The organism is Pseudomonas paraglycinae (assembly GCF_021601625.1).
GTDB lineage: Bacteria > Pseudomonadota > Gammaproteobacteria > Pseudomonadales > Pseudomonadaceae > Aquipseudomonas > Aquipseudomonas paraglycinae.
On record NZ_BQHR01000006.1, the window covers coordinates 193,134 to 206,673 of the forward strand.

General features: G+C 60.7%; 9 protein-coding genes. 5 read left to right on the forward strand and 4 right to left on the reverse strand.

All coding sequences use genetic code 11. The annotated features are described in order from the left end of the window. Positions 1–111: 111 nt before the first annotated feature. From L6D82_RS11305 to L6D82_RS11315, 3 genes are all read right to left on the reverse strand, one after another. Complete coding sequence (locus L6D82_RS11305; protein WP_236189067.1) at positions 112–3,786, reverse strand: translocation/assembly module TamB domain-containing protein; 3,675 nt, start codon at positions 3,784–3,786, stop codon at positions 112–114. Next, positions 3,783–5,510 (reverse strand): autotransporter assembly complex protein TamA, encoded by a 1,728-nt coding sequence (locus L6D82_RS11310; protein WP_039767489.1) that lies wholly within the window; start codon positions 5,508–5,510, stop codon positions 3,783–3,785. The genes L6D82_RS11305 and L6D82_RS11310 overlap by 4 nt, the downstream gene beginning before the upstream one ends. A 66-nt stretch (positions 5,511–5,576) precedes the next feature. Further along, complete coding sequence (locus L6D82_RS11315; protein WP_007951503.1) at positions 5,577–6,227, reverse strand: GNAT family N-acetyltransferase; 651 nt, start codon at positions 6,225–6,227, stop codon at positions 5,577–5,579. Between the two features lie 174 nt (positions 6,228–6,401). On the opposite strand from L6D82_RS11315, the gene xthA reads away from it, so the two are divergent. Further along, positions 6,402–7,214 (forward strand): exodeoxyribonuclease III, encoded by an 813-nt coding sequence (xthA, locus tag L6D82_RS11320; RefSeq protein ID WP_236189068.1) that lies wholly within the window; start codon positions 6,402–6,404, stop codon positions 7,212–7,214. A 115-nt stretch (positions 7,215–7,329) separates the two neighbouring features. Then, on the forward strand, positions 7,330–8,664 hold the full coding sequence (locus tag L6D82_RS11325; protein WP_236189069.1) for a substrate-binding domain-containing protein: 1,335 nt from the start codon (positions 7,330–7,332) through the stop codon (positions 8,662–8,664). A 143-nt stretch (positions 8,665–8,807) separates the two neighbouring features. Here the strand turns inward: L6D82_RS11325 and L6D82_RS11330 are convergent, their stop codons facing one another. Next, positions 8,808–10,037 carry an acyl-CoA dehydrogenase gene (locus tag L6D82_RS11330; RefSeq protein WP_129972696.1) on the reverse strand — a complete coding sequence of 410 codons (1,230 nt, stop codon included), beginning with the start codon at positions 10,035–10,037 and terminating at the stop codon, positions 8,808–8,810. Positions 10,038–10,213: 176 nt separating this feature from the next. On the opposite strand from L6D82_RS11330, the gene L6D82_RS11335 reads away from it, so the two are divergent. Genes L6D82_RS11335 through L6D82_RS11345 form a run of 3 tightly spaced genes read left to right on the forward strand, consistent with a single transcriptional unit; the run spans position 10,214 to position 12,544 of the window. Further along, positions 10,214–11,158, forward strand: a complete 945-nt coding sequence (locus L6D82_RS11335; protein WP_011334997.1) for a LysR family transcriptional regulator — start codon at positions 10,214–10,216, stop codon at positions 11,156–11,158. Between the two features lie 55 nt (positions 11,159–11,213). Continuing rightward, positions 11,214–11,615 carry a MerR family transcriptional regulator gene (locus tag L6D82_RS11340; RefSeq protein WP_039767497.1) on the forward strand — a complete coding sequence of 134 codons (402 nt, stop codon included), beginning with the start codon at positions 11,214–11,216 and terminating at the stop codon, positions 11,613–11,615. 29 nt (positions 11,616–11,644) lie between these two features. After that, entirely contained in the window at positions 11,645–12,544 is a 900-nt protein-coding gene (locus tag L6D82_RS11345; protein WP_236189070.1) for a hydroxymethylglutaryl-CoA lyase, read from the forward strand. Positions 12,545–13,540: the final 996 nt, after the last annotated feature.

Genomic DNA, 13,540 nt, shown 5'->3' on the forward strand with positions numbered 1-13,540 from the left:
CCCGGGGCGTTTCGGGCAGCCGCAAACGGCGCCCTTCAAGCTGCGGTCAGTCTAATACATCCAGAAAAAAGCCGGATCGTGGTGACACGATCCGGCCAGGGGGAACGCGGGCTAGAAATCCCGCTTGTAGAAGATGTCCAGCGAACTGGCCACGCCGCTGGCGGCTTCGAGGTAGACCTTTTTGCTCAGCTTGTAGCGCAGGGCGATGGTGTTGGCCGGCTCGAACACGCCGACGCCGTAACGCAGGCTGAGTTTTTCCGAGATGTTGCCGCTGGCCACCACGCTGGTGGTGTTGCCGCTGCCCTGGGTGTCGAGCTGGAAGTCCTGAATGCCCAAATCACTGGCCAGACTGCTGGTGACCCCGGAACTGCCCATCAGACCCAGACCGAGCGCCGCCTGCGCGAGCATGTTGTTGTCCTCGCCGGTGGTGCTCAGCGGACGCCCCAGCACCAGATAAGACAGCGCTTGTTCCTGGCTCATGGCCGGTTCCGAGAAGATCTGTGTCGTCGGCTGCTCGGCGCTGCCGCTCAGGCGGATACCGGCGATCACATCATCGGTCTGGCGAATCGCTTCGATGTCCAGATACGGCTGGTCGATCGGCCCGGCAAACAGCAGACGCGCGCGACGCACCGTCAGGCGCTGGCCGTAGGCGCGATAACGCCCGTCGTTAAGCCACAGTTCGCCACGGGTATCCATGTTGTCGCCGATATGCACCTGACCTTGCAGATTGGCGGTCAGGCCGAATCCGGCGAAGCTCAGCTTGTCCTGGCCGACCACCACGTCGATGTCCATTTTCATCGCCAGCGGCGGCTTGCCCTCTTCGGTCTGCGCGCCGACGATGATCGTGTCATCGGAGACTTTCACCGTTGATGGCGGCAGTTCGCGCACGGTGATTTCGCCTTTCGGTACCAGCACTTTGCCGGCAATCGCCAGCTCATCGCCGGCCATGGAAATCTTCAGGTCCGGCGCTACTTCCAGTTTCGCGTAGGGCTCGACCGTGACCGGCAATTGCGTGCCCTTGAGCGCCAGATCCACCACCAGCGCCTGACCCCAGGCGATGTTGCCGTTCAGACTGCCCTGCCCGCTCTTGCCGCTTTTCCAGCCGCCGTTCAATTGCACGGCTTCACCGGCGATCACCGCTTGCAGTTGCAACGCTTGCAGCTCGATCGGCAACTCCGGCCCGGACACTTCGCCGTCGCTAAGCTGCACGGTGCCGTTGACCAGCGGCGCGAGCAGCCCGCCGGAAATCGTGCCGCTGCCGTTCAGCCGCCCGGTGAGTTTCTCGACCATCGGCACAAACGGCCGCGCCACCGACAGATCCAGTCCGCTGAGGCGGAATGTACCGCTGAGCGGTTTGTTCTTCGGCAGCGGGTTGAGCTGCGCCTGCACCATCAGCTCACCGAGCTTGCCGCCGACGAAGTTGAGATCAGTGTCGATGCGTTTCGGCGTAAGTTTGCTGGTGAGCTTGAGGGTCTGGTACGGGAAGTCGACCCACTGATCCTTTTCCTTCATGCGCAAGGTGCCGCCGCTGGCGTCAACGCTGATCTGGCCGTTCGGGCCGCTGGCCGGCAGGTCCAGTTGCAGGTCGGCGTTGAGCTTGCCCTGCCAGGCGAAATCCTTCGGCAACCACTGCGCCAGGCTTTCGATCGGGAACTGCTTGAGGTGATAACGCAGCTTCGGCTCCGGCATAAGGCGTTGATCTTCACCGCACAGGCTGGCATTGCCGGACATCCAGCAATGGGCGCCAAAGTTGATCTTGCCGTCGGCCAGACGTTCGAGTTTGGCCGGGTTTTGCAGCTTCCAGTCTTGGCCGCCGGCCTGAATGTCGCCGCTGGCCAGACGCCCGCGCCAGTTGCCCTTGTCCAGATTGCCGTCCAGACCCAGCGCCAGTTTCAGCTTCGGCCCGAGCAGGTCGAGGTTGAGTTTCTGGTTTTTGATATCGCCCTGGGCGCTGGCGGTCAGGGTGCCCAGCGACGTATCGCCGGCCTGGATGCCGCTGCCCTTGAGGTCGATTTTCGCCCGTTGCGCGCTGTCGAGGGCGGCGTCGAGGTTAAGGCTTTGCAGGCGATTTTCCTGGAACGCCAGTTGCGAACCTTGCAGACCGAGCTTGCCCTGCGGTGCCTTGAGCGTACCGGCAACATCGACCCGACCGTTGATCTGCCCGCGCAGCTGCGGCCAGAGCTGGGCCAGACGCGCCAGTTTGATGTCGATCTGCCCGATGAGCTTCTGTTGCAGACTGCCCTTGCCGTTGATGCTGTTATCTCCAAGGCGGATTTGCAGGGCATTCAGATTCCACTGCTCGCCCGCGCCGTCGGCCTTGGCTTGCAGGATCGCCGGTTGCCCGCGCAGTTTGCCCTTCAGGTCGAGGTCGGCATTCAGGCTCAGGCGCTCGTTTTTCATTTCGCCTTTGCTTTTCAACGGTCCGGCCAGGGTGCCCGGCAACTCCGCAACCCAGTACGCCGGGTTGAGCGCCGACAACTCCAGCGCGGTATCCCAGGCAATGCCATCGGCGAACTGCACGTCCACATGGCCTTCGGCCTTACCCTGCCCGGCTTCGAGTTTCAGTTGTGGCAGGAAAATCTGCTTGAGATTGCCGCTGAACGGACTGCTCAGGGTGAACGCTCCCGCCGGCCCATCTGCAGCGGCGGCAAAGTTACCGAGGTACTGACCGTCGGTGTAGGAGACTTCGCCGGTGAAGGTACGCAACGTGACCTGCGGCTCGTCGATCTCCGGATAGAGCCGGTGCCAGGGAAAATCCAGCCAGTTGATATTGGCTTGGGCGCTGAGGCCTTTGCTCCAGTCGACGTTGCCGGTGAGCTTCAGGCTTTGCTTATCGTTGGCTGTCAGGTCGAGGCCGGCAATCTGCGCGCCTTTGGCGTCGACCTTGCCTTTGAGCAGCAACGCCACCGGGCCTTTTTCAGCAGGCAGTGTCGCATTGGCGAGCAATTGGTAACCGTTCTTCAGGTCGCCTTCGCCGGTCAGTACCAGTTGATTGAATTGCAGGGTGTCCGGCAGATCGGCGCTCGGCTTGAACGCCTCCGAGGTGATCCGCACCTTGGCCGGCAGATTCTCCACCAGCGGTTGCAGTTCGCCGCTCAACTGGCCGTCGAGGTAGCCACGGCTGTCGGCGTGCAGGTTGAGAGTTTTCAGCAGGTCGCCGTCGACTTTCAGCGCCAGCGTCCACGGCTCGGGAGCCGGCGACGGCAAGGTCAGATCACCGGTGATGTTCAGCGGCCAGTTGCCGGTCGGTTGCAGCAGGCCGGACAGATTCAGGCTCAACTCGTCGCGTTGCAGTTTCACGCTGTCGATCTGCATTCCCTTGGCGGTCCAGTGCGCCGCCAGTTGCAGGCCTTTCAACTCTTCACTGCCGTTGAACAGCAGGCTGCCGACCTGCACGTCGCCCAGCTCGATGGCCACGGGCAATTGCAGATCAGGAAGCTTGATCGGGCCGCTTTCAGTGACTTCTTCGCTCGGCGGAAATTGCAGGCTGACGGTATCGGCCTTGAGCTGCTGGATGCACAACGTCATGCGCGTCAGGCACAGCGGCGACCATTCGAAGATCGGCTTGCTCAGCTCGACGCGGCTGGTGTCTTGCTGCCAGAGCAGGTGATCGGCACTCCACTGCCCACCGAGACGACCCTGGAAATTGTCGACGCTCAGGCCCGGCACCAGACCCATCACCCAACGGCTGCCGGCCTGCGTTCCGAGCACAGCGGTAATGCTCAATACAATCAGCAGCACCAGCGACAACAGCGCCAGCGCCGATATTTTCAAACCACGCTTCACAGCTCAGGCCCCATGGAAAAGTGCAGCCGGATGCCGCCATCGTCGTCGAGCGCATGAGCCAGGTCGAGGCGGATCGGCCCCACCGGCGAAACCCAGCGCACACCGATACCGACCCCGGTCTTGAGGTTCGGCAGTTCGAGTTTATTGAAGGAGTTGCCCTGATCGACGAAGGTCGCCACGCGCCACTTCTCGGCAATCGAATATTGGTACTCGACGCTGCCGGCCACCATGTAGCGCCCGCCGATGCGGTCGCCCTCGGAGTTTTCCGGGGACAGGCTCTGATAGTCGTAGCCGCGCACGCTCTGATCACCGCCAGCGAAGAAGCGCAGCGACGGCGGCACCGATTTGTAGCCGTTGGTGGCGCTGCCGCCGACCTGTACCCGGCCGAGCAAACGGTGCTTGTCGAACACGGTGGTCAGGCCTTTGACCAGCGCCGTGCCGTAAACCAGGTTGTTGTCCGAACCGAGGCCTTCTTTCGCAACCTTGCTTTCGAAGGTCAGGCGATAGCCATTGTGCGGATCGATGCGGTTGTCGCTCTTGAGGTAGGAATAGCTGACGCCGGGCATCAGCAAGGTGCTCAGACCGGAGTCGTCGCCGAGCTGGTATTCCTCGCGCTGCCATTTCAGCGAGATCACCCGCTGCCAGCCGCTCGGCAGTTTGCTGTGCCATTCCGGGCCGAAGGTCAGCAGCTTGCTCAAGGTGTCGGAACCGTCGATGTCCTCATATTGATAACCGCCGGCCCAGCGCAGTTTGTCGGTCAACGGCGGGTCCAGCGGGATGTCGTAGAACAGGCCGACGTTTTGCCGTGGCGCCGACAGTTCGGCCTCCCAGCCATAACTGTCGCCCTGCGGGTTGACCCAATGGCGGGTCCAGTTGGCCTTGATCCGCGGGCCGACGTCAGTGGAATAACCAAGACCCAGGCCCATGGTGCGCGGCTTGCGGGTGTCGAGTTTGACGTCCACCGGGATCACGTCGTTTTTGGCGGCGGTCGGCGCGGCGTCGACCCGCACGCCTTCAAAATATCCGCTTGATTGCAGGTCGCGGTTGAGTTCGGCGATCAGCTCGGAGTCGTAGGGTTCGCCGGCCTTGAACGGCACCATGCGTTGCAGCAGGTCTTCATCGAACGGTGTGTCGCCCTCGAAACTGACTTTGCCCAGCGCATAACGCGGGCCGCTTTCGTAGATCAGTTCGACGTCGGCGACCCCGGCGCGGGGATCGACCATCAATTTCTGGCTGGTGAAGCGGCCACTGAAGAAGCCATAACGCGAGGCCTGATTCTGAATCAGGCGTTTGGCGTCTTCGTAACGCCCATGGTTGAGCACCGCGCCGGGTTTGAGCACGTCACTTTTCGGGACTCGAAAGGATTTGAGAGAGGCCGCCGGGCCGTCAACACGCACGGTCACGTTGCGCAGGCGAATCGGCTCGCCGGGATCGATGTTCAGCACCAGACGCGGTTTTTCTCCGCCCTTGACGTCACTTTCGATCTGCGGCTGGTAATAACCCAAGGCCTGGGCGGCCTTGCGCGCCTGCTCTTCGGCGCCGCGACTGAAGCGCTGCAAGGCTTCTTCGTCACGATCGCCGAGGCTGCCGATATAGCCTTCTATATTGGCTTTCAGTTCATCGTTGGACGGTTTGATCCGCACATCCAATTCACTTTGCGCCAGCGCCGCGCAGCTGGTTAACAGCATGAGCACGCCACTGGTAAATCTTCCTGGAAACTTCATAGGCGCGGATGCTATCACGGGCTTGGGAGCGTGATAGAACAGGAAATTCCCCCAAAAGTTCGACGGTCATCCCGTTGCTGTTTGTAACACCTGTGGGTTGGCGTGGAAAAACACGTGCTCGCGCACCGGGCCGACGGCCACTTCACCGATTTCCTCGTAACCCTGACGCTTGTAGAACTCCAGGTAACGCGGGTTGCCGGTGTCGAGGATCACGCCTTGGGAGCTTTCGTCCACCGCGCACCAGTTGTGCACCGCTTGCAGCAGCTGTTCGCCGAAGTGTTTGCCTTGAAATTGCGGATGCACGCCGAGCAGCGGCAGCATGTGCACCGAGTCGGTCGGCACGCAGGCCTCAACGGCGGCGTGATATTCCAGATAGCGACGTGTGCAACGAAAACCGGTGCTCAGCACCATGCGCAAACGCCAGGCCCAACTCTCGGTAACACCCAGGCGCCGTTGCGGCGGTGCAATCAGGGCGATACCGATCAGGCGATCGTTGACTAACAGGCCGATGGCGGGCAGATCCTGCAAAAAATGCTGTTTGACCAGCTCCCGTACCGTGGCGCGCACCCGTTGTTCGTAACCCGGACGCTCGGCTTCGAACAGGTAAGCGAAGGTCGGCTCGTGGCGGTAAGCCTGATAAAGAAGGGATCGCGCTTCCCGGGAATAGCCGCGGTCGAGCATGTGGATGTCGGCGATGGCGGTTTGGGTTTCAGGCATGACGGTGATTCTCCCTGGACGGGACTCAACAGGCCCCGTTCTTGTTATACGAGCCTTGGGCTGAAGGGATCGTTCCCACACCCGAAAGACATTAGCAGCGCATATGGACTACCGCCACGCTGGCCCAGATCCTACATGTCAGCTAGCATCGCCCTTTTGCCAGGACTGCCGACCATGAAGATCGTTTCCTTCAACATCAACGGACTGCGGGCCCGTCCGCATCAGCTGGCGGCGCTGATCGAAAAGCATCAGCCGGACGTCATCGGCCTGCAGGAAACCAAGGTCCACGACGACCAGTTCCCGCTGGAAGAAGTGCGGGCCCTGGGGTATCACGTGTATTTCCATGGCCAGAAAGGCCATTACGGTGTCGCCCTGCTCTCGCGTCAGGAACCGATTGCCGTGCACAAAGGCTTCGCCACCGATGAAGAAGACGCGCAGCGGCGCTTTATCTGGGGCACTTTCGCCGACGCCAACGGCGTTCCGGTGACGATCATGAACGGCTATTTCCCACAGGGCGAAAGCCGCGACCACCCGACCAAATTCCCGGCCAAGCAGCGCTTCTACAGCGATCTGCAAGCTCTGCTGGAAAGCCAGTTCCACAATGAACAACCGCTGGTGGTGATGGGCGACGTCAACATCTCCCCGGAAGACAGCGACATCGGCATCGGCCCGGACAACATGAAGCGCTGGCTGAAAACCGGTAAGTGCAGCTTCCTGCCGGAAGAGCGCGAGTGGATGGCCCGCCTGAAAAACTGGGGCCTGACCGACAGCTACCGTCACCTGAACCCGGACGTGACCGACACGTTCAGCTGGTTCGACTACCGCAGCCGCGGGTTTGAAGACGAGCCGAAACGTGGCCTGCGCATCGATGTGATTCTGGCGTCCCACGGTTTGCTGCCACGGGTGAAAGCCGCCGGCGTCGACTATGAACTGCGCGGGATGGAAAAGCCTTCGGACCATGCGCCGATCTGGCTTGAATTGAGCTAATCCGCTTGAGGCAGAAGATCACAACCAGTGGTTGTGATCTTCTGGCCTGTCATCTTTCAGCAACCTCACTGACTTAATCTCCCCGGCAATCCCCTTGGCTGCAATCGGTGCCGGCATGACCATGCGTGTTCTGTTCGTCTTTCTCCTGAGCGCCTGGCTGCAGGTTGGGTTTGCGGCGTTGCCCATTCCCGAGAACGGCCCGGTATTGCGTATCCAGGGTTCCAACACCATTGGCGCGGCGCTCGGTCCGGCACTGGTGGAAGGCCTGTTGCAAGATCAGGGGCTGTTGAAAGTCCACAGCGAAACCCCGGACACCGCCAATGAACAGCGGGTCGTCGGCCTGACGGCCCAGGGCCAAAGAGTCGTGGTGGAGATCGCCGCCCACGGTTCGAGCACCGGTTTCACTGCACTCAAGAACGCCAGCGCCGATCTGGCCGCCTCCTCGCGCCCGATCAAGGACAGCGAACTGCTGAACCTGCAAGCCCGGGGCGATCTGAAAAGCCCCGCCGCAGAGCAGGTTATCGCCATCGATGGCCTGGCAATCATCCTCCATCCCGACAATCCGCTGAATCAACTGAACACCGAACAACTGGCGCGAATCTTCAGCGGCGAGGCGAAGACGTGGGAAGACATCGGCGGCAAGGGTGGGACGATTCATTTATATGCGCGGGATGATCAGTCCGGCACCTACGACACCTTCAAGGAACTTGTCCTCAGCCGTCGTGGGAAATCCCTGAGCAATGCCGCGAAACGGTTTGAATCCAGCGAGCAGTTGTCCGACGCCGTGAGTGGCGATCCGCAGGCCATCGGTTTCATCGGCCTGCCCTATGTGCGACAGGCCAAGGCCGTGGCGATTGTTGACGGGCAATCTCAGGCGATGCTGCCGCTCGCCAGCCTGATCGCCACCGAAGACTATCCGCTGTCGCGGCGGCTGTTCTTCTATCTGCCGCCCGACAGCAACAATCCCTGGGCCAGGGCGTTTGTGGAGTTTGCGCAGAGCCGTCGGGGCCAGGCGATTGTCGCGGCCAACGGTTTTATCGCCCAGACCGTGCAGGCTATCGCCGTCACGCCGAATGCGCTGATGCCCGAGGGTTATCAATCCCTCAGCCGCCACGCCCAGCGTCTGACGGTGAACTTCCGTTTCGAAGAAGGCAGCGCCAGCCTCGACAACAAGGCCCGCCAGGATCTGGCCCGGGTGTTCGACTATATAAAGCACCACGACAAGACCGACCGCGCGGTAACACTGGTGGGCTTCGGCGACGCCAAGGACGACCCGGCACGGGCGGATTTGCTGTCGAAGCTGCGGGCGATGGCGGTACGCAGGGAGCTGGTGAAAAACGGCGTGGTATTGCGCGAGGTGCGCGGGTTTGGCGCGCTGATGCCGGTGGCGACCAACAGCGGGGATGAAGGCCGGATCAAGAATCGGCGGGTTGAGGTTTGGGTTTACTGAATCTGATGGTGATGCGTTGCAGCCACTGACGCCTTGGCGGGCAAGCCCGCTCCCACAGGGATCTTCGGTGAACACAAACGGTGTGAACACCACAGACTTGTGGGAGCTGGCTTGCCAGCGATGAACGACAACGCGCTTTTGGATCAGCGCTCGCTACGCAGCATTTCCTTCGGCACGTACTTGCCGATCTCGAACTTGCCGATCGCGGCGCGGTGCACTTCGTCCGGGCCGTCGGCCAGGCGCAGGGTGCGTTGCATGGCGTACATGTAGGCCAGCGGGAAGTCGTTCGACACCCCTGCCCCGCCATGAATCTGGATCGCCCGGTCGATCACCCGCAACGCGACGTTCGGCGCCACGACCTTGATCTGCGCGATCTCGCTCTTGGCGACTTTGTTACCCACGGTGTCCATCATGTACGCCGCTTTCAGGGTCAGCAGGCGTGCCATGTCGATTTCCATCCGCGAGTCGGCGATCTTGTCGACGTTACCGCCCAGACGCGCCAGCGGTTTGCCGAATGCAGTACGGCTCACCGAACGTTTGCACATCAGTTCCAGTGCACGCTCGGCCATGCCGATCGAACGCATGCAGTGGTGAATCCGGCCTGGGCCAAGGCGACCTTGAGCAATTTCGAAGCCGCGTCCTTCACCGAGCAGGACGTTTTCGTACGGCACTCGCACGTTGTCGAACAGCACTTCGGCGTGACCGTGCGGTGCGTCGTCGTAACCGAACACCGGCAGCGGACGGACGATCTTCACGCCGGGGGTGTCGACCGGCACCAGGATCATCGAGTGCTGGGCATGGCGCGGGGCATCGGGATTGCTCAGGCCCATGAAGATCAGGATCTTGCAGCGCGGATCGCAAGCGCCGGAGGTCCACCATTTCTTGCCGTTGATGACCCACTCGTCGCCATCGCGCACGGCGCGGGCGGCCATGTTGGTGGCGTCGGAGGACGCAACGTCCGGTTCGGTCATGGCGAACGCCGAGCGGATCTCACCGCGCAGCAGCGGTTCGAGCCAGCGCTGTTTCTGTTCTTCGTTGGCGTAACGCACCAGCACTTCCATGTTGCCGGTGTCCGGCGCCGAGCAGTTGAACGGCTCGGGCCCGAGCAGCGAACGGCCCATGATTTCCGCCAACGGCGCGTATTCGAGGTTGGTCAGGCCAGCACCCAGCTCCGACTCAGGCAGAAACAAATTCCACAGCCCTTCAGCCTTTGCCTTGGCCTTGAGTTCTTCCATGATCGTCGTCGGCTGCCAGCGATCGCCTTCTGCGACCTGGCGTTCGAACACGGCTTCGGCCGGGTAAACGTAAGTGTCCATGAACGCGGTCACGCGCTCACGCAGTTCTTGCACCTTGGGCGAATAAGCGAAATCCATGAGCAATTACCTTTTTTCGGCAGGTTGTTTAAGTCATGCAATCGATGCTAGAACAGCGTTGATAATTTACCTAGCCTATTCTCGGCGTGTATAAACATTCATCACCGATATATGATTGATTGATTTTCCTGGCCGCCCTGACCCGCGCCATTCACCTATAACAAGAGAGCCGCGTAATGAATCTGAGCAAGGTCGACCTCAACCTTTTCATCGTCTTCGACGCGATCTACACCGAAGCCAACCTGACCCGCGCCGGGCAGATTGTCGGCATTACCCAGCCAGCGGTGTCCAACGCATTGGCGCGGTTGCGCGAGACCTTCAACGACCCGCTCTTCGTACGCACCGCCCAGGGCATGGTGCCGACGCCCATGGCGCAGAACATCATCGGCCCGGTGCGCAACGCGCTGTCGCTGTTGCGGGTATCGGTTCAGGAAAGCCGCATTTTCAACCCCTCGCAAGCAGTCAAGACTTACCGTATCAGTATGACCGACCTGACTGAGGCTGTGATTCTGCCGCCGCTGTTCCAGCGCCTGCGTCGCCTGGCGCCGACGGTGATCATCGAAAGCTTCCTGTCCAAACGCCGGGAAACCACCAAGGAACTGGCCGCCGGGCGCCTCGATTTCGCCGTGGACGCGCCGCTCAACACCGACCCGCAGGTGCGCCACGTCAAGCTGATGGAAGACCGTTACGTCTGCGCCATGCGCAAGGGTCATCCGCTGGCGACCAAGGAAAAATTCACCCTCGACGATTACCTGTCGCTGACCCACATTCATATTTCCAGCCGGCGCAGTGGCCTGGGCCATGTCGATCTGGCGCTGGGCAAAATGGGCATCCAGCGCAAGATCGCCCTGCGCTCGCAGCACTATCTGATGGCGTCCCAGGTGTTGCAGCAGACCGACATGGTGATGACCGTGCCGGAGCGTTTCGCCCGCCGCCATGACCTGCATGCGTTCAATCTGCCGGTCAACGATGTGCCGCCGGTGGAAACCCATTTGTACTGGCACGAAAGCACCGATCAGGACCCGGCCAACCGCTGGATGCGCGAGCAGATGATCGAGTTGTGCCAGCAAGTGACAGCGCACGAGAAGAAGCTCGACAAGCTGCAGGCGCCCGCTACTTGACGTAAACGTCAACCTGCCATTAGCTTAGCGCCAAGCCCCTTCTTCGAGCGCTTTCATGAGCAGCCAGACCTACAGCATTTCCGACCTCGCCCGCGAGCTGGACATCACCACCCGGGCGATCCGCTTCTATGAAGAACAAGGCCTGCTCAGCCCTGAGCGCCGAGGCCAGGAACGCATCTATTCGCCGCGCGACAAGGTCAGCCTGAAGCTGATCCTGCGGGGCAAGCGCATCGGTTTTTCCTTGGCCGAGTGCCGCGAGCTGATCGAGCTCTATGACCCTTCCAGCGGTAACACCAAACAACTCAACAGCATGCTGGCGAAAATCAGCGAGCGCCGGGCACAGCTTGAACAGCAACTGCTGGACATCGAACAGATGAAGCTGGAACTCGACACCGCCGAAGAACGCTGTGTGCAGGCGCTGGAGCAGACGCTCAAGAGTCAGCAAGTCGCGCAGTAGCCTCCCGACAACCACAACAGGTCAACGCCATGTCCCTCCCCTCCCAAGTACGCCTGATTGAAGTCGGCCCCCGTGACGGCCTGCAGAACGAAGCCCAGCCAATCAGCGTCGCCGACAAGGTGCAACTGGTCGACGCGCTGAGCGCCGCCGGCCTCGGCTATATAGAAGTCGGCAGTTTCGTTTCGCCCAAGTGGGTGCCGCAGATGGCCGGTTCCGCTGATGTATTCGCGCAGATCCAGCGCAAGCCCGGCGTGACCTATGGCGCGCTGGCGCCGAACCTGCGCGGTTTTGAGGATGCGCTGGCCGCCGGGGTCAAGGAAGTCGCGGTGTTTGCCGCTGCGTCCGAAGCGTTCTCGCAGCGCAACATCAATTGCTCGATCAGCGAAAGCCTGGCGCGGTTCGCGCCGATCATGGAATCGGCGAAACAGCACGGCGTTACCGTGCGCGGTTACGTGTCCTGCGTGCTCGGCTGCCCTTATGAAGGCGAGGTCGCCCCGGAACAAGTGGCCATGGTCGCCCGCGAGCTGTACGCGATGGGCTGCTACGAAGTATCGCTGGGTGACACCATCGGCACCGGCACTGCGGGCGCCACCCGCCGACTGTTCGAAGTGGTCTCGAATCAGGTGCCGCGAGAGAAACTCGCCGGCCACTTCCACGACACCTACGGCCAGGCCATGGCCAACATCTACGCCAGCCTGCTGGAAGGCATCGCGGTGTTTGACAGCTCCATCGCCGGCCTCGGCGGCTGCCCGTACGCCAAGGGCGCCAGCGGTAACGTCGCCACCGAAGACGTGGTGTACCTGCTCAACGGCCTGGGGATCGAGACCGGTATCGACCTCGACGGCTTGATTGCCGCCGGCCAGCAGATCAGCGCCGTGCTGGGTCGCCCGACCGGTTCGCGCGTGGCCAAGGCTCGCAGCGCACAGTGAGGGGATGGTGTTACCGCCGAGCGCGAAACGTGGGCACAAGCGAGTAACACGGAAACAAATTGTCTGGTTTTGCCTGAAGGAAAAATCCTTCAAAAAACCCAAACCCTTGATTTACAAGGGTTTATAAAAGTTGGCACGGCTTCTGCTATCTCTATGGCATAACAAGAATAAAAAGCAGCAAACCAATAAAAATAAGACGTACCGACTCTGACATAACAAAAACAACACGGCAGAGACGCAGCTAACAGATTTTTTTGGAGAAGGTGTGCTTTTCAGGGTATTCCTCGGAATGACCCGCAACCGGGCAGAGAACAATAAAACTACCTTCAGGTAGCTCCCGAATCGGTTGGATCGCTTGGCGAGAAAGCAGATCAGCGCTCAAAAAAATACGTTTGCTCTTGACCCCGGATGGGGGTCGCCAAAAAACAGCGGTAAAGGGCCACGGTTGCTAAAAACAACAACAGACCGCCCCTCAATAATAAAAAAGAGCACGCGACGACAAAATTAAAGGGGAGCTTCGGCTCCCCTTTGTGCTGTCTGGCGTTCTGAAATTGTCCGCGACGGATCTCCTCCCCCTTCTCGATCTAGCCCCCACATACAAGTAATCCCCAAAAAAACACGGAGGGTTTACGGCTTTCGCTGTGTGTAAACACGACGCCGCATGGGCGTTTAAAGTACACGAACCGTTACGCCACGAGGGCTACAACACCTTGCGTCGTTGCCTACGCGTACGCCAGAATCCGCCGGCTTACGCGGCTATGGGGTGGGCTATATCGTTTCCCTGTCACTGAAAAACAGTGATCGGGTTTGGTAGCCCGTCTGTAATAGCTGTATGGCAACACCGTATGCAGGCCCTTTTGGGGGCTCTGTTTTATGGTGGTCATGCGTGGGGCTCATTCGTGAGCGCCGGGTTCCTATTGCAGCCGGTCTACCAACCCGCGTATGGCCGCCACCCATCGTTTGGTAGCGTGGGTGATGGCTCCTTGAGATCTGCGA

What these genes read in the sequence shown, in the direction of transcription:
- L6D82_RS11315 (WP_007951503.1), bottom strand. Translation starts at nt 6,227, where the DNA reads ATGCCTGAAACCCAAACCGCCATCGCCGACATCCACATGCTCGACCGC.
- xthA (WP_236189068.1), top strand. Translation starts at nt 6,402, where the DNA reads ATGAAGATCGTTTCCTTCAACATCAACGGACTGCGGGCCCGTCCGCAT.
- L6D82_RS11335 (WP_011334997.1), top strand. Translation starts at nt 10,214, where the DNA reads ATGAATCTGAGCAAGGTCGACCTCAACCTTTTCATCGTCTTCGACGCG.
- L6D82_RS11345 (WP_236189070.1), top strand. Translation starts at nt 11,645, where the DNA reads ATGTCCCTCCCCTCCCAAGTACGCCTGATTGAAGTCGGCCCCCGTGAC.
- L6D82_RS11310 (WP_039767489.1), bottom strand. Translation starts at nt 5,510, where the DNA reads ATGAAGTTTCCAGGAAGATTTACCAGTGGCGTGCTCATGCTGTTAACC.
- L6D82_RS11330 (WP_129972696.1), bottom strand. Translation starts at nt 10,037, where the DNA reads ATGGATTTCGCTTATTCGCCCAAGGTGCAAGAACTGCGTGAGCGCGTG.
- L6D82_RS11340 (WP_039767497.1), top strand. Translation starts at nt 11,214, where the DNA reads ATGAGCAGCCAGACCTACAGCATTTCCGACCTCGCCCGCGAGCTGGAC.
- L6D82_RS11325 (WP_236189069.1), top strand. Translation starts at nt 7,330, where the DNA reads ATGACCATGCGTGTTCTGTTCGTCTTTCTCCTGAGCGCCTGGCTGCAG.